17 protein-coding genes are annotated in these 20,336 nt (G+C 49.3%); 10 read left to right on the forward strand and 7 right to left on the reverse strand.

Translation table 11 applies throughout. The features are described from left to right. Window positions 1-133: 133 nt before the first annotated feature. On the forward strand, window positions 134-841 hold the full coding sequence (locus tag ICL55_RS33490; RefSeq protein WP_188106114.1) for a DsbA family oxidoreductase: 708 nt from the start codon (window positions 134-136) through the stop codon (window positions 839-841). Between the two features lie 56 nt (window positions 842-897). Then, on the forward strand, window positions 898-1,851 hold the full coding sequence (locus ICL55_RS33495; RefSeq protein ID WP_188106115.1) for an ion channel: 954 nt from the start codon (window positions 898-900) through the stop codon (window positions 1,849-1,851). 101 nt (window positions 1,852-1,952) lie between these two features. Here ICL55_RS33495 and ICL55_RS33500 read toward each other — a convergent pair whose 3' ends face one another. Continuing rightward, entirely contained in the window at window positions 1,953-3,398 is a 1,446-nt protein-coding gene (locus ICL55_RS33500; protein ID WP_188106117.1) for a sodium:solute symporter, read from the reverse strand. Between the two features lie 195 nt (window positions 3,399-3,593). Here ICL55_RS33500 and ICL55_RS33505 point away from each other — a divergent pair, with 195 nt between their 5' ends. After that, a complete protein-coding gene (locus ICL55_RS33505) occupies window positions 3,594-4,532 on the forward strand; it encodes a bifunctional helix-turn-helix transcriptional regulator/GNAT family N-acetyltransferase (protein ID WP_188106119.1) in 939 nt (312 codons plus the stop codon). A gap of 155 nt (window positions 4,533-4,687) precedes the next feature. Here ICL55_RS33505 and ICL55_RS33510 read toward each other — a convergent pair whose 3' ends face one another. Beyond that, window positions 4,688-5,146: a DinB family protein gene (locus ICL55_RS33510; protein WP_188106122.1), complete on the reverse strand. Its 459-nt coding sequence runs from the start codon at window positions 5,144-5,146 to the stop codon at window positions 4,688-4,690. A gap of 52 nt (window positions 5,147-5,198) precedes the next feature. Here ICL55_RS33510 and ICL55_RS33515 point away from each other — a divergent pair, with 52 nt between their 5' ends. The 5 genes from ICL55_RS33515 (at window position 5,199) to ICL55_RS33535 (ending at window position 14,234) form a co-directional block, all read left to right on the forward strand. Further along, on the forward strand, window positions 5,199-6,836 hold the full coding sequence (locus ICL55_RS33515) for an acyl-CoA carboxylase subunit beta (protein ID WP_223151682.1): 1,638 nt from the start codon (window positions 5,199-5,201) through the stop codon (window positions 6,834-6,836). A gap of 127 nt (window positions 6,837-6,963) precedes the next feature. Next, window positions 6,964-7,422: a ribonuclease HI gene (gene rnhA / locus ICL55_RS33520; RefSeq protein WP_188106124.1), complete on the forward strand. Its 459-nt coding sequence runs from the start codon at window positions 6,964-6,966 to the stop codon at window positions 7,420-7,422. A 56-nt stretch (window positions 7,423-7,478) separates the two neighbouring features. Next, a complete protein-coding gene (aspT, locus tag ICL55_RS33525; RefSeq protein WP_188106126.1) occupies window positions 7,479-9,194 on the forward strand; it encodes an aspartate-alanine antiporter in 1,716 nt (571 codons plus the stop codon). A gap of 445 nt (window positions 9,195-9,639) precedes the next feature. Next, window positions 9,640-12,726, forward strand: a complete 3,087-nt coding sequence (locus ICL55_RS33530; RefSeq protein WP_188106128.1) for a SusC/RagA family TonB-linked outer membrane protein — start codon at window positions 9,640-9,642, stop codon at window positions 12,724-12,726. An 11-nt stretch (window positions 12,727-12,737) separates the two neighbouring features. Further along, a complete protein-coding gene (locus ICL55_RS33535) occupies window positions 12,738-14,234 on the forward strand; it encodes a RagB/SusD family nutrient uptake outer membrane protein (protein ID WP_188106130.1) in 1,497 nt (498 codons plus the stop codon). 60 nt (window positions 14,235-14,294) lie between these two features. On the opposite strand, the gene ICL55_RS33540 is transcribed toward ICL55_RS33535, so the two are convergent. Then, the gene (locus ICL55_RS33540; RefSeq protein ID WP_188106132.1) at window positions 14,295-14,861 is read right to left on the reverse strand and encodes a methyltransferase family protein; all 567 of its coding nucleotides are present in this window, start codon (window positions 14,859-14,861) and stop codon (window positions 14,295-14,297) included. 145 nt (window positions 14,862-15,006) lie between these two features. On the opposite strand from ICL55_RS33540, the gene trxA reads away from it, so the two are divergent. Continuing rightward, entirely contained in the window at window positions 15,007-15,303 is a 297-nt protein-coding gene (trxA, locus tag ICL55_RS33545) for a thioredoxin (protein ID WP_188106134.1), read from the forward strand. 108 nt (window positions 15,304-15,411) lie between these two features. Here the strand turns inward: trxA and ICL55_RS33550 are convergent, their stop codons facing one another. The 4 genes from ICL55_RS33550 to fbaA all read right to left on the reverse strand — a co-directional run bounded on the left by ICL55_RS33550 (window position 15,412) and on the right by fbaA (window position 19,326). Continuing rightward, the gene (locus ICL55_RS33550) at window positions 15,412-16,578 is read right to left on the reverse strand and encodes a tetratricopeptide repeat protein (RefSeq protein WP_188106136.1); all 1,167 of its coding nucleotides are present in this window, start codon (window positions 16,576-16,578) and stop codon (window positions 15,412-15,414) included. A 39-nt stretch (window positions 16,579-16,617) separates the two neighbouring features. After that, window positions 16,618-17,055, reverse strand: a complete 438-nt coding sequence (gene smpB, locus ICL55_RS33555; RefSeq protein ID WP_168875012.1) for an SsrA-binding protein SmpB — start codon at window positions 17,053-17,055, stop codon at window positions 16,618-16,620. A 119-nt stretch (window positions 17,056-17,174) separates the two neighbouring features. Next, the gene (gene accD / locus ICL55_RS33560) at window positions 17,175-18,023 is read right to left on the reverse strand and encodes an acetyl-CoA carboxylase, carboxyltransferase subunit beta (RefSeq protein WP_188106138.1); all 849 of its coding nucleotides are present in this window, start codon (window positions 18,021-18,023) and stop codon (window positions 17,175-17,177) included. A gap of 238 nt (window positions 18,024-18,261) precedes the next feature. Next, complete coding sequence (fbaA, locus tag ICL55_RS33565; protein WP_188106140.1) at window positions 18,262-19,326, reverse strand: class II fructose-bisphosphate aldolase; 1,065 nt, start codon at window positions 19,324-19,326, stop codon at window positions 18,262-18,264. A 135-nt stretch (window positions 19,327-19,461) separates the two neighbouring features. Here fbaA and ICL55_RS33570 point away from each other — a divergent pair, with 135 nt between their 5' ends. After that, window positions 19,462-20,277 carry an alpha/beta fold hydrolase gene (locus ICL55_RS33570; RefSeq protein ID WP_188106142.1) on the forward strand — a complete coding sequence of 272 codons (816 nt, stop codon included), beginning with the start codon at window positions 19,462-19,464 and terminating at the stop codon, window positions 20,275-20,277. The last annotated feature ends 59 nt before the right edge of the window (window positions 20,278-20,336 follow it).

The raw sequence follows: 20,336 nt of genomic DNA on the forward strand, positions 1-20,336 counted from the left end.
TAGATATCTACATGATTAAAATTGTCAAATAGGCACTATCATTTTGTATAGCGCTATCCTAAAGGTAACTGCTAACTTTTGGATAGCAAATATATTAACTTTGTGGCAGGTTTTTAAATTAAAGATGAACACTATGAAAGTAGAAATATGGTCAGACATTATGTGTCCGTTCTGTTATATCGGCAAACGAAAATTTGAGGCTGCCCTGGACAAATTTCCTGATAAAGACAAGATAGAAGTGGAGTGGAAGAGCTTTCAGCTCAACCCCGACCTGAAGTCCATGCCGGGAACGAATGTGTACGATTATCTCGCGCAGAGCAAAGGCATCTCCCGGGAGCAGTCTGTGAATATGCACGAGCAGGTGACCCGGTCGGCCAGTGAAGTAGGACTGACTTATAATTTCGACAAAGCAGTGGTGGCCAACTCCTTTGACGCTCACCGGCTGATACAAATGGCGAAAGCCCAAAAGCTTGGTGACGAAGCGGAAGAAAAACTCTTTATCGCTTATTTCACGGAAGGTAAAGATATCGCGGACCATGACGTCCTGATGAATATTGGAGAAGCCATAGGCCTGGACCGTAAGTTGGTGGCTGATATGCTGGCGTCCGGCGAATTTGCCGGTGAGGTAAATATGGATGTACACGAAGCAGCACAACTGGGTGCCCGGGGCGTTCCTTTCTTTGTACTGGACCGTAAATACGGCGTATCAGGCGCTCAGCCATCAGAGGCGTTTACACAAGCGCTGACACAAGCGTATGGTGAATGGCGCAAAACACAGCCATTGACAACCCTGGAAACCACTGAAGGACCTTCCTGCGACATCAACGGGACTTGTGATTAAGATCAGAACGGAGATGACATTATCTTATTAGCTTTGTTGTTCAAACTATCTGATTTATGTCGCTCCTTAAAAGGATCAACCCTTTCTCTAAACAAAATGAAGATACCGGCTTCGGTACCAATCCCAATGGGTACGGAGGCCGGTTTATTAACCGCGATGGTACTTTCAACATCCGCCGTGAGGGCCGCCCGTTCTGGGACCGGTTTAGTGTGTACCATACGTTGCTCAATCTGCCGGCCTGGAAGTTCACCTGCGTGATCCTCCTGTTTTATTTCTCCATCAACCTGTTGTACACCGGTATCTATTGGACGCTGGGCGTAGAGCAGTTTCAGGGCATCATCGGACAAACGCCCTGGATGCGGTTGAAAGAAATCTTTTTTTTCAGCACAGAAACTTTTACCACCGTCGGTTATGGCCGGGTAAACCCGGTCGGCGATGGGGCCAATATGGTGGCGGCCATCGAAGCCATGTCGGGCTTCCTGTCCTTTGCCGTGGCCACCGGTCTGATGTATGGCCGTTTTTCCAGACCAAGGGCGCATCTTGTATTTAGCGACAATGCACTGATCGGCCCTTATAGAGACATGACCGGCCTTATGTTCCGCTTTGCTTCCTATAAAGACAATCACACCCTCACTAATGTAGACGTGACCGTCACCATAGGACTACAGGTAGTGGAAAACGGTTCGCCGGTATACAAATTCTACACGCTGCCGTTGGAAAGAGGCAAGGTAGAAAGCCTTTCCATGAACTGGACCGTTGTGCATCCCATCGATGAAAACAGCCCGCTGCTGGGCTTCACAGCCGACGATATGCGGAATGCGGATGTGGAGATCTATGTGCTGGTGAAAGGATTTAATGATGTATATGCTAACACGGTACTGCAACGCACTTCTTACACCTATGAGGAAATACAGTTCAACCGCAAGTTCATCCCCATGTACCGGGAGAGTGAAAACGGGAGAACTACCATTCTGGAATTACACCTGCTCAACAAATCCAGGGAAACCTGACCATTTGGTTATTTTGATATTTTGATATTTATGAAAATGCCGCGAACACTAATGTCTCGCGGCATTTTCATAAATATCAAAATATCAAAATATCAAAATAATCAAATCTTTCGACGGGAAATCAGCAGCAGGCCGATATAGGTAAAGGCGCCGTTGATGATCAGCAGCTCCAGTCCAATCTGGAACTGTTTGAAGAGCACAGACTGATTGGTGTCCACCAGGTAGCAAAGCAGTGGCGCCACCACACAGACGAATGGTACCACCCGGTCGTTGACAGTTCGTTTGCTCAGGATGCCGAAGGCGAAAAGACCCAGTAGCGGTCCATAAGTATAGGTGGCCACTTTCAGGATCACCCCGATCATACTGGGGTTGTTCACCCATTCAAATACCATCACAAACAGGAGGAAAATAAAGGCCATCAGCAGGTGGATACGCTGGCGTACCTGTTTTTTCCTGGCCTCGTCCCAGTCGGTGCGGCGTTGCAAATCCAGGATGTCTATACAGATAGAGGACGTAAGTGCCGTCATGGCGCCGTCAGCACTGGGGAACAAGGCAGATATCAACGCAATGATGAAGATCACGGAGATAACCGGTGGCATATGACGCAGCGCCAGTTCCGGGAACAGGGCATCGCCGGTGGCAGCTACCTGTTTCTGGGCGCCATAGAGATTCAACAGACCGCCGAGGAACAGGAACAGGCCGATGACCACTAACATGATGAAAGCCAGGGATACCATGTTTTTCTGGGAGTCACGCAGGGTTTTAACAGAAATGTTTTTCTGCATCATCTCCTGGTCAAGGCCGGTCATGGTAATGGTGATAAAGGCCCCGGCCAATATCTGTTTGACAAAAAACAGCTTGCTGTTGGGATCAAATTCAAAAATCCGGGTAAGCCCTTTTTCCTGCATGGCGCTGATGCTCTGAACCATGTTCATGTCCATGATATGCAGAATATAGAACACGCAGATGATCAGCCCCGCCAGCATACAGGTGGTTTGCAGCGTGTCGGTATACACGATGGTTTTCACCCCGCCCTCATAGGTATACACCAGGATCATAAAGAGAATGATGAGGGTCGTAAGCCAGAAGGGGACACCGAAGCTGGACAGGATGGCGTCCTGCAGGATCCTTACCACTAAGTACAGTCGGGCAGTAGCGCCCAGTGTACGCGACAGGATAAAGAAAGATGCCCCCGTTTTGTACGACATCACCCCAAACCGTGTGTTCAGATAGTTGTAGATGGACGTCAGCTGTAGCCGGTAATAAAGCGGAATCAGTACATAGGCAATGGTAATGTACCCGATAAAGTAACCGAGCGTAATCTGGAAATAGGTAAAGGCGTCTTTGCCGACCGCTCCCGGAACACTGACAAACGTGACACCGCTCAGCGAAGTGCCAATCATCCCGAATGCTACCAACATCCAGTTACTGTTGCGGTTTCCGATGAAAAAGGAGTCATTGTTGGACCCACGGCCGGTGTACCAGGCGACAATCAGTAAAATAACAAAGTAAGCAACGACGAACGAGAATAATAATCCTGGTGACATAAATGAGTTTTAATCAAGACCGCACGCAATATAAAGTGCTAAATCACAAATATAACATCTTACCCTATTGAGTGTATATGTACCGCAGGGGTGTTTTTTACACTATTAACCCCTGATTTAATTATTTGCTTTAGTCAAATAAAATAGTTGACAATGTCAAGTATTTTTGTATTTTTGATTGAAATACAGATTTATATGTCATCCAATGATGCACTGATAGCGGATGTTCGCCATTTTAACCGCTTTTATACCGGCGTGGTGGGCCTGTTGGACCAGCACATTCTGGAAAGTAAATATTCGCTTTCTGAGGTCAGGGTATTATATGAGATCGGGGAACAGGAAAAGTGTACCGCCGGCCAGTTGATAACTATCATGAAGATAGATGGGGGATACCTCAGTCGTATGCTGAAGAAGTTTGAATCCGCCGGATTGATTACCCGGCACCAGTCGCCCGCCGACGGCCGTACTTTCTTCCTGCAACTGACCGCCAGGGGAAAGAAAATGATGACCGGCCTCAATGAAAGATCATCAGACCAGATCCGGCAGATACTGGAACCGCTGGAAGAACCGCAACGGCAGCAGGTTGCCGGCGCCATGAAAACGATCGAAACTGTCTTGTCGGGTGGCGGCAATGCCGCGCCAACTTCGGATATCCATATCCGTTATGACCTGCAACCGGGGGATATCGGGTATCTGATATACCTGCACGGAGAACTGTACGCCAAAGAATGTGGCTATAACTTTGAATTTGAGTCCTATGTGTGTAAAACATTCCAGGATTTTCTGACCACTTACAATACCAACAAAGACAGGGTATTCCTCGCGGTAGCCGACAATCGGATCGTGGGAGCGGTGGCCATCCTCGGCTCTTCCCGGTACCTGGCCCAGCTGCGCTGGTTCATTGTGCATCCCGATTACCGGGGGCGTGGACTGGGAAAACGCCTGTTCGCAGAAGCCATCGCCTTTTGCCGGGAGAAAAATTACCAGAACGTGTACCTGATGACGACCAGCCTGCAAAACACGGCCATCGATATCTACAAAAAAGCAGGCTTCCGTAAAACGGGAGAGAAGTTCCTGCAACTGTGGGGGCAACAACAATACGAACAACGGTACGATATGGACCTCACACAGTGATTTTGGGATTTATTGATTGACGATTTTTTGATTTCGGGGATGAAGCCGATGTCTCCAAAATCAAAAAATAAAAAATCAAAAATCGTAAATCAAAAATTCTACATCACCTTGATCCCCAAAATCGTAAATCAAAAAATCCATAAATCAATAAATCCTCAAAGGTATTTCCGCAGTATCACTATCTGCCCCAGATGGTAGGCATCGTGTTCTGCGAGGCCCTGCAAATAATACACGGCTTTTTTATCGGTACCGGGGAAGGTGTCAAACAGGGCTTCTTCCGGGAACTTCCGGATAGTGGCGGCCATCTGATCGAAGGAATGTTCCAGCCGATGGATGGTGGCCTGCCAGTTTTCTTCTCCATGGTTTTCCGGCATATAAAAGTCCGGAAGGTCTCCGTCTTTTTCCGGCGGTTCGTTGTGCATATACCTTTCCACCCGCTGGTGCCAGAAGATAACATGGTTCACGATCTGCCAGATGTTATTGGAGCCGTTCAGGCTTTTTACTGCCTGACGTGCGTCTATACGGGAAAGATGTTCCCTGAAAGTTACATCCAGCCAGGGTTTCCCATTATATAATGCTTCTATGGAAGAAGCGAGGTGTTCTGTAAGCTGCATAATTCGTAATTTAACTTATTTGTCGGTATTTTTAAAGTAAAACCCAAACGTTATGAACCAAGTGGATCTGGAAACGAACAAGAACGAAGATGCCATGAGACTGGCCATCAGCACCATGAAACAGCGCCTCGGGACCATTGAGCAGGGCGGCGGGAAAAAAAGCCTGGAAAAGGTCCGCCAACGTGGCAAACTGACGGCCAGAGAACGTATTCAATATCTGATAGACAAAGACACCCCTTTTATTGAAATCGGCGCCTTTGCTGCTTATGAGATGTACCCCGAATATGGTGGTTGCCCTGCCGCCGGCACGGTGGGCGGCATCGGTTATGTAAGCGGCCGCCAATGTATGATCGTGGCCAACGACATGACGGTGAAAGCCGGCGCCTGGTTCCCCATGACGGGCAAAAAGAACCTGCGCCTACAGGAAATAGCCATGGAAAACCATCTGCCGGTCATCTACCTGGTAGACAGTGCCGGCGTATTCCTGCCTATGCAGGACGAAATATTTCCCGATAAGGAACACTTTGGCCGCATCTTCCGCAACAACGCCCGTATGAGCGCGATGGGCATCACCCAGATCGCGGCGGTCATGGGCAGCTGTGTGGCCGGTGGCGCCTATCTGCCCATTATGAGCGATGAAGTGCTGATGGTGGAAGGCAACGGCTCTATCTTCCTCGCCGGCCCTTACCTGGTAAAGGCTGCTATCGGAGAAGACGTAGATGCGGAAACGTTAGGCGGCGCGGTTACCCATACCGAAATCTCCGGCATCGCCGACTATAAATTCAAAACAGATGAAGAATGCCTCGATCAGATAAAACGGATCGTCAGCAAAATAGGACAAGGTCCCACTGCGGGCTTTGACCGCATCGGGCCGGTGGCGCCCGCCCTGCCGGAAGAAGAGCTGCGCGGCATATTGCCCTCCGACAGTTCCCGCCCGTACGATATGCTCGATGTCATTCACCGCATCGTGGACGATTCTGCTTTTGATCAATATAAGCAAGACTACGGCAAAAGCATTCTTTGTGGCTACGCCCGCATCGATGGCTGGGCAGTAGGCATTGTGGCCAACCAGCGTAAAATCGTGAAAAGCCGCAAAGGCGAATTGCAGATGGGCGGCGTTATCTACAACGACAGCGCCGACAAAGCTGCCCGCTTCATCATGAACTGTAACCAGAAAAAAATACCACTGGTATTTCTTCAGGATGTAACCGGTTTCATGGTGGGCAGCCGTAGCGAACACGCCGGCATCATTAAAGACGGCGCTAAACTGGTTAATGCCGTATCCAACTCCGTGGTGCCCAAAATCACCATCATTATTGGCAACTCCTACGGCGCGGGCAACTACGCCATGTGCGGCAAAGCCTATGACCCCCGCTTTATCTTCGCGTGGCCCTCAGCTAAAATTGCCGTGATGGGCGGTGAACAGGCAGCTAAAACATTGTTACAGATTCAGGTGGCTTCCCTGAAAGCGAAAGGACAGGAGATCACCCCGGAAGAAGAAGCCCGCCTGCTCAAAGAAATCACCGATAAATATAACAGCCAGACCACACCATATTATGCCGCTGCCCGCCTCTGGGTAGATGATATCATCGATCCTGCGGATACCCGCGGGCATATTTCAGCATGTATCAAAGCGGCTAACAACGCACCCGTAGAACAGGCGTTTAACGTAGGGGTGTTCCAGGTATAAGCATTTTGATATTTTGACATTTAGTTATGTTGATATTTAGTAGAACAGCCTTATTCCTAAGAAGTCCGACTAAATATCAACATATCTAAATGTCAAAATTTATAAATGAACGTTATATTTGCGCGCTATGGCAGAACTGCAGATATATACGGATGGTGCATCGCGCGGCAACCCCGGGCCCGGTGGTTATGGTGTGGTATTATTATGGGGAAGTGTACGCAAGGAATTATCGCAAGGGTACCGTAAAACCACCAACAACCGGATGGAGCTGCTGGCGGTGATCACAGCACTGGAAGCATTAAAAAAAGACGGACTGGAAATGACCATCTTTACGGACAGTAAATATGTGGTGGACAGTATCGAAAAAGGATGGATATGGGGCTGGGTGAAGACCGGCTTTAAGGATAAAAAGAACAAAGACCTGTGGATGCGTTTTATTCCGCTCTACAGAAGACACAAAGTCAAAATGCAGTGGGTGAAAGGCCACGCGAGCAACCCGCTCAACAACCGCTGCGATGAACTGGCCACGCAGGCGGCCGATAGTGGCAACTGGCTGATAGACCAGGGCTTCGAAAGCGGAAATTAACCATTGCCGAACCAACTGACAGCCCGGATTGTAATATAAACGGAAAAACTTCGTTTATGCTTACCTGGCTGATTGAAACGCTCCAGAAATACCCGGAAATCGCTGTCATGTTAACCCTGCTCATTGGTTTTCTCCTGGGTAAATTACGTATCAAAGGTTTTACACTCGGCACTGTCACCGGCGTGCTGCTGGTCGGTATCGTCATTGGCGGTATTCATATCCAGATCCCGGGCGCAGCTAAATCTATCTTTTTCCTGCTGTTCCTGTTTGGTACGGGCTACAGCATCGGTCCGCAGTTTTTTCAGGGATTGAAAAAAGATGGTCTCCCGATAGCAGCATTCTCTTTTATTGTTTGCTGCAGCAGCCTCTTCTTCTGCTGGGCCATCGCTTCTATCCTGCAATTTGATACAGGTACTACAGCAGGACTGATGTCCGGCGCTAACACCTGTTCCGCTATTATCGGCGTTGCTTCCAATACCATCAACGAACTGGACATCAGTATCGCCGACAAGGAGCGGCTGGTAAACCAGATCCCTGTTGCTTATGCGGTGACTTACATCTTCGGGACAGCCGGCACCAGCTGGTTCCTGTCGGTCATCGGCCCATGGTTCATGTCCGGTAGCAGAGAGAAACTGATAGAAGAAACCCGTAAGCTGGAGGCTACCATGACTGATACAAATGCCGAGGAAGACGGAGATATCAAAAATGCTTACGATCATGTGGCCTTCAGGGCTTATCTCGTCAACGGTGAGCTGGTGGGCGAAGAAGGAAAGTCGGTGGGAGAACTGGAAGCTTTTTTCCGTCGGAAAAAAAGAGTGCTGTACCTGTTGCGCGTAAGGCGGGGAGGGGAGATGATGGCCACCCCACAGGATTTTGTGATCCGTCAGGGAGATATTATAGCTGTCGGCGGACAACGGTCGGCCGCTATCGCTTCAGGCACTATGCTGGGCCGGGAAGTGGCGGACGCCGATCTGTTGACCTTCCCCGTACAGGCTATCAATGTCGTCATCAATAAGAACACCGCGATCAATAAACCCATCAAGGTGCTGGTACGCCGGCCTCAACTGCATGGTATCAGTGTCCGGAAAATTACCCGCGCCGGTATTGAGATACCGCTGGAAGCCAATACCATTGTGCAGAAAGGCGATGTGGCGGAACTAGTGGGTATACAGGAAGAGCTGGACCTGGCCGTGCCGATACTTGGTTTTAAGGAGCGGGCAGGTGTGGAAACGGATATTCCCTACCTGGCCGGCGGTATCGCGCTGGGTGCGCTGGTAGGGGCGATGAGCCTCAGGATCGGTAATGTGCCGATAGAACTGAGCACCAGTGGTGGTGCATTGATTGCAGGGCTTTTCTTCGGATGGCTGCGCAGCGTGAATCCCCGCTTCGGATATATCCCGCCTTCTTCCCAATGGGTGCTGACAAAACTGGGATTGCATGTGTTCATCGCTATTGTAGGCCTCACTGCCAGCGATGGTTTTTTACAGGGATTAAAGCAGGAAGGACTGACCTTGTTCCTCGCCGGTTTGGTATTAAGTCTGTTGCCGATGGTGGTGGCCCTGTTCCTGTCTAAATACGTCTTCAAATTTCATCCTGCCATTGGTTTGGGCGCCTGTGCCGGTGCTCATGATGAATCGGCCCCGCTGCTGGCCGTACAGGATGCGCTCAATAGTAAGGTGCCGGCCTTAGGTTATACAGTAGCTTACGCAGTAGCTAATATCACCCTCACTACTTCCGGAGTGATCATCGTATTGCTGATGCACAAAGGCTAAGATCAATATATGAGTCCCTTCAGTCCGATGTAAAACGATTTACCGGTCATCATAAAAAAAGAAGGGTGTGTCCCATTTTCCCAACTTTTTTAACAAATCTTTTGTTGTTTACATATAAACACCCTAGCTTTGCGGCTCCATTAGTCTATAGGATTAATAGAGTATTGTGAAAGAGATAAAATATCAAAGGAAACCGATTATGGAAAGGAAGAACCAGCCAGTTGAATGCACCAACCAAAGTTGTTGTTGCTGTTGTTAAAATCAAAATCGCTTTCTGCACAACAGATCTTCCGAAACAACCGGTTACAGCTACATTAGCTGCATCAGGAAGATAACTGTCACCGTACAAATAAAATATGGAGGCTAAGCTGGTGTTATCTGCTTTATAGCAGGTACAGGACGGTTATTGCCTTTATTCGTTCTCTAAACCAATCAACATAGAACTATGTTACAACGATTGCTGCTTTTTCTACTGCTGCTGGGACCACTGGCAGCGTTTTCGCAGGCACGTACTGTTACCGGTACCGTCCTGTCGGCCCAGGACAAAGCCCCTTTGCCTGGCGCTACCATCGTCATTAAAGGTACGACGAAAGGTGTGCTGACAGGGCCTGACGGCACTTTCCGGCTGGAAGTGACTGATCCGGCCGCCACCACACTGGTCATCAGCTATGTAGGCATGACACCGCAGGAAGTGCCTGTCAGTACTACGCCCCTGACCATCTCCCTGCAATCATCCGGTAAGAATATCGATGAAATAGTAGTCATTGCTTATGGTACTGCTAAAAAAAGTTCCTATACCGGTTCGGTATCACAAATTAAAGGCACTGAACTGGAAAGCCGTCAGGTATCCAGCGTCACCAAAGCCTTGCAGGGCCTTGCTCCCGGCGTGCAGAGTGCTTCCCAGAGCGGACAACCCGGTTCTGACGCGACCATCCGTATCCGCGGCGTTGGTTCCATCAATGCTTCTGCAGACCCGCTCTATGTCGTTGACGGGGTGCCTTATGGCGGTAACCTCAACGCTATCAACCCATACGATATCGAATCTATCAGCGTACTGAAAGACGCCGCCTCTGCTGCGTTATACGGTTCCCGTGGCGCCAATGGTGTGATCATTATCACCACTAAAAAAGGCAAAGCGAAAGGAAGTAATATAGACGTTCGCGTTAGTCAGGGTTTCTCTAAAAGAGCCGTGAAAGATTATGACCGGATGTCTACCGATCAATATTTCCCCACATACTGGCGAGCCTTGTTCAACGAGAACCTGGGCAGCCAGGACTCTATCACCGCTGCTAAAAACGCCAGCCGTGACCTGGTAGGAGAGTTGGGCATCAATCCTTATGGCGCCGCATTTCCACAGCCTGTAGGTACAGACGGCAAACTGGTGGCAGGCGCAAAACCCCTGTGGAGCGATGACTGGGACAAAGCGATGCAACGCACCGGTCACCGTACCGAAGCAAACGTAGCTGTCAGCGGTGCTACTGATAAAACCCGCTACCTCATCTCTGGTGGTTACCTCGATGATCAGGGTATCTATCTGGGCTCCGGTTTCAAACGTTACACCGTGCGTTCCAACTTCGACATAGACGCCCGCAAATGGCTGAAGATAGGCCTCAACCTCAATGCGGCCCACTCTGATCAACAGGCGCCTCCGTCTGAAGATAGCCGCAGCGACAACTATGTCAACTACGGTCGTCTGATGGGTCCTATGTATCCGGTTTATCAGCGTGACCTCACCACCGGCGCTTACCTGCTCGATGCAAAAGGTCAGAAAATATTCGACTATGGCGACTATCGCCCGGACCCGGCCAACCCCCGTACCAATCTGGTACAGACTTCCGGCATCGATAAACACGATGTGATGCGTGATGACGTGTCTGCCCGCTTCTATGCTGAAGCAACACTCTACAAAGGACTGAAGTTCAAAACCAGCTACAATGCTGACTACTCCTCCCGCGTGGGCCACGACTATACGAATCCTACGCTGGGCTTCGATGCAGAGGTAGGTGGTACCGTGACCAAAGGTAACTATCGCACTTTCAACTGGACCTTCAACAACATTCTGACCTATGAGACAACTTTCAATGAAAAACATCACCTGAATGTGTTGGCAGGTCAGGAAGCTTATAAATTCAAATACACTTTCCTGGAAGGTACTAAATCCGGTTTCTCCGTGCCTGGTATCGATGAGCCGGCGGATGCCGCGCTGATCGGCGGTTTTGACGGTTATACCGACAGCTATACACAAAGCTCGTACCTCGGAAGAGCTGAATACGACTACGCCGGAAAATACTTCTTCTCCACGTCCCTGCGTCGTGACGGATCTTCCCGTTTCGCACCGGACCGCCGCTGGGGTACTTTCTGGTCTGTAGGCGCTTCCTGGAAAATGACGGAAGAGTCTTTCCTGAAAAATAGTTCCTGGCTCAATCTGTTGACACTGCGCGCCAGCTACGGCGGACAAGGCAACGACAACCTCGGCAGTGCCCGTTATTATAACTATCTGCCGCTATATTCCGTTAACAGCAACCTCGGACTGGGTGGTACCTACCGCGAACTTTTGTTCAACGACAGGCTGAAATGGGAAACTAACCTCAATCTCAACGTAGGGGTGGATTGGTCTATGTTCGAAAACCGCTTCGGTGGTAGCGCGGAATTCTTTGTCCGTAAATCGCAAGACCTGCTGTATTCCAGACCCAAAGCGCCTTCTATCGGTTACAGTTCTGTAGACGAAAACGTAGGCGCGCTGAAAAATACCGGTATAGACCTCAGCCTGCATGGTACGCCTATACGAACAAAAAACTTCAGCTGGAATATTGATCTCAATATGACACACTACCAGAACAAGGTGACCAGCCTGCCGCAAAAAGAGATCATTAGCGGTACCAAAAAACTCATGGTGGGCAAATCCATCTATGATTTCTACATCCGTCAATGGGCGGGCGTAAATCCCAATACCGGCGCGGCACAGTGGAAATACACCAATCCTGATGGCAGCATCAAGGATACCAGCAATTACAGCCAGGCATCCCTGTACTACTCCGGTTCCTCACTGCCAGATCTGTATGGTGGCCTCACCAACACGTTCTCCTATAAAAACTTCTCCCTGTCGTTCCTGATCGTGTATAGCATCGGTGGTAAAGTACTGGACAATGACTACACTTTCCTGATGGGGCTGGGTGGCTCCGCGGGCCGTGCATGGTCTACCGAAGTGCTGGACGCATGGACACCGACCAACCGTAATACAGACGTGCCACAGCTAAGCACCGTAGCGCCAAGCTGGACCGGTACTTCCACACGTTTCCTGTATGACGCTACCTATGCCAGACTGAAAAGTGTGAACCTCAGCTACACACTGCCGAAGTCACTGATGGAAAAGGCGCACCTGAATAATATCATGGTGTATGTACAGGGCGAAAACCTGTTCACCTTGTACGGCCATAAAGGCATGGACCCCGAACAGACAGTTGGCGGTACTACCTACTATCGTTACCCGGCCGTAAAATCTTTGTCTGCCGGTATTAATCTGAGCTTCTAAAAAACTGTGTCATGAAAAAGAACAGACTATTATTCATCGCTATATTCGCCGCAGCTGTCTTTTCAGCCTGCAACAAGGATTTCCTGGACACGCGGCCTACCAATGCCGTGCCCGACGATCAGGTGTTTAACACCGTTGACAACGCAGAAACTGCGCTGACAGGGATCTGGGCCTATATGTTTGAAACCTACTTCACCTTCGCCGTTCCGGGCATCAAGTCGCTGGACCTTACCAGTGATGCGATGGGAAGCGACGTGGCGCTGACCACCTCTTATGGTTTCAGAGACTCCTACACTTTTATCGAGATGGCAGATAACACCAAAAACAGGGTGAGTGCTTACTGGACCATCCTGTATAAGACGATCGATAACTGCAACAACTTCCTGTCTAAAATAGATAAGGTGCCTGGCGACGATGCTAAACGTAAGCTGCTGAAAGGACAGGCATCGGCTTTAAGAGGATGGTGCTACCTGACACTGGCAGAATTTTATTCTTTCGGTATCACCAATGATCCGAGTGCTAAATCAGTACCCATCTATACAGATCCGGCTAACCCGACTACACCGGGCAAACCCAGATCTACCGTAACACAGGTATACCAGCAGGCGATCAGCGACCTGCAGGCTGCCGTGCCTTTACTGGCCGATTACAGCAGGAGCTCCACACAGAAATTTAAAATTGACGGCAACGTCGCCAACGGCTTACTGGCACGTGCTTACCTTTACAGCAACCAGCCGGACAAAGCCATCACTGCTGCCGTAGCGGCACGCAATGGTTATCCGCTGATGTCTGGTGATGACTACAACAAAGGTTTCAATGATGTGGGTAATGGAGAATGGATCTGGGGCCAGCCGCAGACACCGAGCCAGAACGTGGCTGCCTCTACGTTCAATTTCCTTGACGTGTCTTCACCGGTGGCCTACTACAAAAGCTTTAAGGCGGATCCATGGTTCCAGGGCTATTTCGATAGCACCGACGTACGTTTCCGTTTGTTCCAGTGGAGCACTAGCGGTCCCGGCGCTTTGCTGTATAAAAAATTCCGTTTCCGCGATCCGGGCGCCATGGTATCTGACGTAGTACTGATGCGTGCTGCCGAGATGTACCTGATTGAAGCGGAAGGATATGCCCGTAGCAATAATAACGCAAAAGCGGGAGAGGTGCTCAATGTGCTGAGAACAGCGCGCAACTCCCATCTCTACAATGGTGGCGGTTCTGTTACTGACACGATCCTGCTGGAAAGAAGAAAGGAACTGTGGGGTGAAGGTTTCTCTCTGGTGGATATTATTCGTACAGGCGGTACCGTAGTAAGAAAACCGTTTAAGTCTTACACCGGTGCAGACAGTATTATCAATGTACCGCAACCGGATGGTTCTGTTGTGCAGGTACGCGGGGTAGGACATCGTACGCTGAAACTGCCTGATGGTAGCGCTTTTGTGAAAAACAGCCCTTACTATCTGTTTGCTATTCCGATCAGCGAAATGCAGAACAATCCCAACATCAACAACTAGTTTTTACCCTTCATAAATCAAAAGCCTTTGGAAGTTTTTCCGAAGGCTTTTTTTATGTCTTTAGTAAATAAACGGAAGAATGCGACGGGTACGTTGGATGTAATCGGTGTACTCGCTGCCAAACTGCTCTGTCAGCACTTTTTCTTCGATATCCATCCGGTAAATAAAGGCCGCCAATACCGGAACAAACGCGATGATCAGCCCCAGCCAGTTGTTGAGCGACAGGCCAAAACCCAGAAAAGATAACAGCGACCCGGCATAGGAGGGATGCCGGAGCATACGATAGATGCCGTCTTTCTTGATACGATGATCTTTACGGATGGTCACCACGACGGTAAACAGCCGGCCCAGCGAGGCAATGGCATAAAAACGCAGTACCATGCCGGCCAGGATAACAGACAACCCGATATAGTTCATCAGGCTGCCCTGCTGTATTATAGGGAATCGTGTTTTATAAGACAGGTATACAGCCACATTGATGCTGATCAGAATGATGATCCAGATATAGGCCAGGCTGCCTTTGTCCTTTTTCTTTTTATCATCCGCTGCTCCTCCCCGCAGAATCCTGTGTAATAATATCTCTGAAAGAAACCAGATCATGTAGATGATGGAGGATAACGTGTTCATTGGCGGTATAGATTGAATGACAGATATACCTAATGTATGAAATGTTTTCAATGCCGTCAAGTGTTTCTTGCGGTGCTGTTTCCAACTCGTCCATTATCAAGTCTTTAAAAAAGATTATTTTGCAAACGGATTAAATCAGTGCGCTATGGAAAACCTGCAATCAATACTTCAGTCAGACACCCCGGTGCTGATCGACTGTTTTGCCGTCTGGTGCGGCCCCTGCAAGATGATGCCGCCTATCCTGAAAGAGGTGAAAGATAAATTTGGAGACAAAATTCGGATCATTAAAATCGACATCGATAAAAATCAACAGCTGGCTGCCCAATGGCAGATCAGCAGTGTGCCTACGATGCTGCTGTTTAAAAACGGGCAGCTGGCCTGGCGTCAAAGCGGGGTAGTACCGGCGCATCAACTGATACCGATGTTAGCGCCGATGCTGTAATGTTCCCATGGGGGAATTGACAAAGAGATTTTAAAGCGATATAAAAAGATCGCCCTCTGATATAATTATCAGAGGGCGATCTTTTTATCTTAAGTGAGATGTGATTCATCAATCAATGTAAGAATAATAGCTTCTCAAATCCCTTTCCAGCTGGTCATATATGGGTCGGGTGAATTCGATGAATAAATCCTGCGGCGGAGGCGGCGGTACGTCCTGGCCACCGATCATCTTTTGGTCTTCTTCGCTCAGGGCACGATAATCGCCGCGATAGGTGCCAAACTGGTTGAGCCAGGTGTAGCTGCCGGGGATGCGGTCGGTACGCAGTACCCGGCCGTTATTCGTATCCGTGATCTGATAGTCGAGCAGCCCTTTGGACACCACTGTTTTTTTGGTGATGAAGAGGGTGGCTTTAACGGTCGTGTATATATTGATGATTTTGCCGGAGGTATCCTTAGAGGTGCCGGTCACGATCTCTTTGGAGACATCGCGCTGGAGGCGGTCTACGAAGGTCTGGCCTACCACGAAGTCCTGAAAGCGCAGGGCGATGTACTGATCGGGCTGCAGGTTTTCGCTACGGGCAAAACGTTCGTCATAGAAGGCCACGAAGCGGTTGATGTTGCGTTGTTGCAGCGTACGCACGAGGTAGTCGCGGAACTGGTCGGCGCTGAACTGGAAGAAGGGGGAGCGTACATCTATTTCACTCACCACCACGTGTATAACGCCGGCCTGAAAAGCTTCTTCCATGCGCTCTTTGGCGTCGCGGTAGTTGCTGATCAGTTTGAGTGCGGTGCCAAACTCCTCATATGCTTTCCGGGCGCTGGCCTTATCGCCTCGTTGCATGAGGGCGATGCCCCGATCGTAGCGGCTTTCGGCAGCGTTTTCCTGGGCGCCGGTAATGGCGTCCCGATAATCTTTAGGGGTGACTACCTGCAGGGCGGCAGGGGCGCTGTGAATGAGGTCGTATAGCCGTTGCATGGCACGGTATTCATTGCGTATCGGTTCCCATTTAAGCTGATTGTTGGAGCGAAGAAAACCGTTGACGCGGTCATCATGCAGCCGTTGAGCCTGACGATAAGCTTCGGGGAGCAGTTGCAGTGCCGTAGCGTCTTGTGGCCTGCGTTGGAGTTTCTTGACAAAAGCAGCTACAGCATCATCGTATTTGCCTTTGTTGTAAAGCTTTTCGCCGGAGCGGCAACTCCATAACAGCAGGCAGGCCAACAGGCATAGCATTCCCCGTATGCCGGCAAAACGGATAGGTAAACTAATCGTATTCAAGGGACAGGATTTAAGCAGTGACGTTGCTTGCGGTGGCGGTTATTTGATCTGGCGGCGTAATTCCCTGTCAGACTCGCGTTGTTTGATAGACTCGCGTTTGTCGTACAGTTTTTTACCCTTGCCCACACCAATTTCCATTTTAGCAAGACTTTTATCCGTGATGAATATGCGGAGCGGAACGATGGTATAACCCCGTTCTTTGATCTTGTTCTCGATTTTTTTTAATTCCCGTTTAGTCAACAGCAATTTTCTTTCGCGCAGGGGATCGTGATTGGCGCTGGTGCCGTGAGAGTATTCGGCGATATGCAGGCTTTTAACAAACAATTCTCCTTTTGAAAAATAACAAAAGGAATCATTAAAACTGACCCTGCTGGCACGGATAGACTTAATCTCTGTTCCTGTCAATACCATTCCCGCAATAAATTTTTCTTCTATTGCGTACTCAAAATATGCTGATCTGTTTCTTAATTCGGCCATGGGGCTATGCTATTTTGGAATTTGGTTATTTAATCATTTGGATATTGTGTTGTCTGGCAACAGACATTCTGCTAGGCTCCAATATCAAAATGATTAAATAACCAAATTTCAAAATGATATTAGTTTTTGAAGAGACTGAGCAGGTTGGCCAGTCTTGTTTTTAATTCTTTCCGGTCCATGATGAAATCCAGGAAGCCGTGTTCCAGCAGGAACTCAGCGCTTTGGAAACCAGCAGGGAGGTCTTTTTTGATGGTCTCTTTGATGATCCTTGGACCGGCAAAGCCGATCAGTGCACCTGGTTCAGCGATGTTCACGTCTCCCAGCATGGCGAAGGAGGCGGTTACACCACCGGTGGTGGGATCTGTCATCATAGATACAAAAGGCAGTCTGGCATCGGCAAGCTGGGTCAGTTTGGCGGATGTTTTGGCCATCTGCATAAGCGAGAAAGCACTTTCCATCATACGCGCACCGCCGGATTTGGAGATGATCATCAACGGCATTTTGTGCACGATGCAGTAGTCAATGGAACGGGCGATTTTTTCACCTACCACGGAACCCATGGAGCCACCGATGAAGTTGAAGTCCATACAGGCTACTACCAGGTCCAATCCGTTTACCTTACCGGCGCCAACTGTCATGGCATCTTTCAGGCCGGATTTCTTTTGTGCTTCTTTCAGCCTGTCGGAATATGGTTTCAGGTCTTTAAAGCCCAGGAAATCGGTCGGGTAAATATTGGAAAACAGTTCCTCGAACTGATTGTCGTCGAAAATAATCTCAAAATACTCTTTGGAGTTGATACGGTTGTGATAGTTACATTTATCACACACATAATAGTGCTCCTTCAGATCCTTAACAGTGGTGGTTTTTTTACAGTTAGGACACTTGTGCCACAAACCATCCGGTGCTTCCTTCTTCTCACTGGTGGAGGTGGAGATGCCTTGTTTAATTCGCTTAAACCAGCTTGACATATTTTACTATTAGATTAGAAAATAGTGGTGCAAGATACGAATTAATGCATAAAACCAAACAGTTGTTCCGAATCTCCCTCTGGAAATGAGAGAAATAGTTCTATTTTAACTATTAATAATGAAGCGGAAACAAAAGCGATTATTTTAATATAAGTTCGCTTTGTTTCCGCTTCGGGCGGTTATACTGAAATATCAGTCCGGCAGGCGCCTTTGAGGCGTTCCTTTCGGAGAACCGGTATTAGTTTCTGTTGATGCAGTTCAGGTCGCGGAACGCCTCTTCCAGACGTTTTACAAAGGTATCTTCACCTTTGCGCAGCCATACACGTGGATCGTAGTATTTTTTGTTAGGTTTGTCAGCGCCTTCGGGGTTTCCCAGCTGGCCCTGCAGGTATTCTTTCTTCGCTTCGTAGTAGTCGTGTACGCCTTCCCAGAATGCCCATTGCATATCGGTGTCAATGTTCATTTTGATAACGCCGTAGCCCAGTGCTTCAGCGATCTGGTGTTTGGGAGAACCGCTACCGCCGTGGAATACATAGTATACCGGTTTAGCTTTGGTACCGAATTTCTGCTGGATGTATTCCTGGCTGTTCTGCAGGATAACAGGGCGCAGTTCCACGTTACCCGGGCTGTATACGCCGTGTACGTTACCGAATGCAGCAGCTACGGTGAAGCGGCTGCCTACTTTAGACAGTACTTCGTAAGCATAAGCCACATCTTCCGGCTGCGTGTAGAGCTTGGAGTTGTCCACGCCGGAGTTGTCCACGCCGTCTTCCTCGCCGCCGGTTACGCCCAGTTCGATTTCGATGGACATACCCAGCTTGTTCATGCGCTCAAAGTATTTATGAGAGATCTCGATGTTTTCCTGAATAGGCTCTTCGGACAGGTCCAGCATGTGAGAGCTGTACAGCGGTTGACCAGTCTGTTTGAAGAATGTTTCACCAGCGTCCAGCAGGCCGTCGATCCATGGCAGCCATTTTTTGGCAGCATGGTCAGTATGGAGCACAACCGGAACACCATAATATTTCGCTACTTCGTGTACGTGTTTTGCACCGGAGATACCACCAGCGATGTTTGCCTGCAGCTTGTCGTTCGGCATACCTTTACCAGCGTAAAACTGGGCGCCACCATTGGAAAACTGTATAATGACCGGTGAATTTACTTTGGCAGCTGTTTCCAGTACCGCATTAACCGAGTTGGTTCCCACTACGTTCACGGCAGGCATAGCAAATCCGTTGTCTTTGGCATCGTTATACAGCGCATCCAGCTCTTCGCCGAATAATACGCCAGCTCTGTATTTTCCCATACTTTAAAATGTATTTGTTTTTTTAGGAAAGCAAATATACACAGTAAAAAATAAGATTTATAGCGAAATGTATTTTTATCTCCGCTGAAAAATACAGGCAGAAAAATGTATTTTAACCCCTTATTCCTTACTGTTATGCGTAAAATCTTCTCCGCCGCATTACTGCTGCTATCCTTTAAAACACTGTTCGCCGGCTCGTTTGATCGGAATGCAAACGATTCCATCAATTACTTCACATCGTTCGACGGCACCCGTATCCATTACACCGTGAAAGGGAGCGGCGAACCGGTCATACTGGTGCACGGCTTTATGGGCAGTGGCGATTCATGGCCTGCCACACCTTTGTACGACTCGCTGCTGCGACACGGATTCCGCGTGATCACGCCAGACCTGCGTGGCAACGGGGCTTCCGACCATCCGCACGACAGCCTCGCCTATATGCAGGACGCCGAAGCCCGCGATGTCATTGGCCTCGCCCGGCATCTGCAGCTGCCGGCCTATAAAGTAGTGGGGTATTCCCGGGGCGCTATCATCACCGCACGGTTGCTGGTACTGGACCCGAAAGTGACCTGCGCGGTGCTCGGTGGCATCGGCACAGGGTTCACCGACCCGGCATGGCCGCGCCGACTAAAATTCTATGATGCGCTCTCCGGTAAAGATGTACCGGAACTGGCAGCTATGGTCAAAAACGTACAGGCGAGAGGGTTAGATCAGCGGGCACTGGCGCTGATGCAATGGGGCCAGCCAGCCACCACGCCAACCGAATTGGCAAAGGTCCAACAACCGGTACTGGTGATCGGAGGGGATAAAGATGAAGACAATGACAGCGGCGGTTCGCTCGCTGCCATGATGCCCCGCGGTATGCATGGCACCGTCGCCGGCGATCATAACAGCGTGGTACGCTCTCCTTACTTCGCCGGATGGGTGCTGGACTTCCTGACAAAACACTAAATCAATGACGAATGACGAATGGAGGAGCTCCTGGTACCACGGTTACTTATTAACCTTTC

The sequence above is a fragment of the Chitinophaga varians genome, from assembly GCF_014529945.1.
GTDB lineage: Bacteria > Bacteroidota > Bacteroidia > Chitinophagales > Chitinophagaceae > Chitinophaga > Chitinophaga varians.

Bases quoted from the DNA above. Each gene is read 5' to 3' on its own strand.
- ICL55_RS33490 (WP_188106114.1), top strand. From the start codon at position 134: ATGAAAGTAGAAATATGGTCAGACATTATGTGTCCGTTCTGTTATATC.
- ICL55_RS33495 (WP_188106115.1), top strand. From the start codon at position 898: ATGTCGCTCCTTAAAAGGATCAACCCTTTCTCTAAACAAAATGAAGAT.
- ICL55_RS33500 (WP_188106117.1), bottom strand. From the start codon at position 3,398: ATGTCACCAGGATTATTATTCTCGTTCGTCGTTGCTTACTTTGTTATT.
- ICL55_RS33505 (WP_188106119.1), top strand. From the start codon at position 3,594: ATGTCATCCAATGATGCACTGATAGCGGATGTTCGCCATTTTAACCGC.
- ICL55_RS33510 (WP_188106122.1), bottom strand. From the start codon at position 5,146: ATGCAGCTTACAGAACACCTCGCTTCTTCCATAGAAGCATTATATAAT.
- ICL55_RS33515 (WP_223151682.1), top strand. From the start codon at position 5,199: ATGAACCAAGTGGATCTGGAAACGAACAAGAACGAAGATGCCATGAGA.
- rnhA (WP_188106124.1), top strand. From the start codon at position 6,964: ATGGCAGAACTGCAGATATATACGGATGGTGCATCGCGCGGCAACCCC.
- aspT (WP_188106126.1), top strand. From the start codon at position 7,479: ATGCTTACCTGGCTGATTGAAACGCTCCAGAAATACCCGGAAATCGCT.
- ICL55_RS33530 (WP_188106128.1), top strand. From the start codon at position 9,640: ATGTTACAACGATTGCTGCTTTTTCTACTGCTGCTGGGACCACTGGCA.
- ICL55_RS33535 (WP_188106130.1), top strand. From the start codon at position 12,738: ATGAAAAAGAACAGACTATTATTCATCGCTATATTCGCCGCAGCTGTC.
- ICL55_RS33540 (WP_188106132.1), bottom strand. From the start codon at position 14,861: ATGAACACGTTATCCTCCATCATCTACATGATCTGGTTTCTTTCAGAG.
- trxA (WP_188106134.1), top strand. From the start codon at position 15,007: ATGGAAAACCTGCAATCAATACTTCAGTCAGACACCCCGGTGCTGATC.
- smpB (WP_168875012.1), bottom strand. From the start codon at position 17,055: ATGGCCGAATTAAGAAACAGATCAGCATATTTTGAGTACGCAATAGAA.
- accD (WP_188106138.1), bottom strand. From the start codon at position 18,023: ATGTCAAGCTGGTTTAAGCGAATTAAACAAGGCATCTCCACCTCCACC.
- fbaA (WP_188106140.1), bottom strand. From the start codon at position 19,326: ATGGGAAAATACAGAGCTGGCGTATTATTCGGCGAAGAGCTGGATGCG.
- ICL55_RS33570 (WP_188106142.1), top strand. From the start codon at position 19,462: ATGCGTAAAATCTTCTCCGCCGCATTACTGCTGCTATCCTTTAAAACA.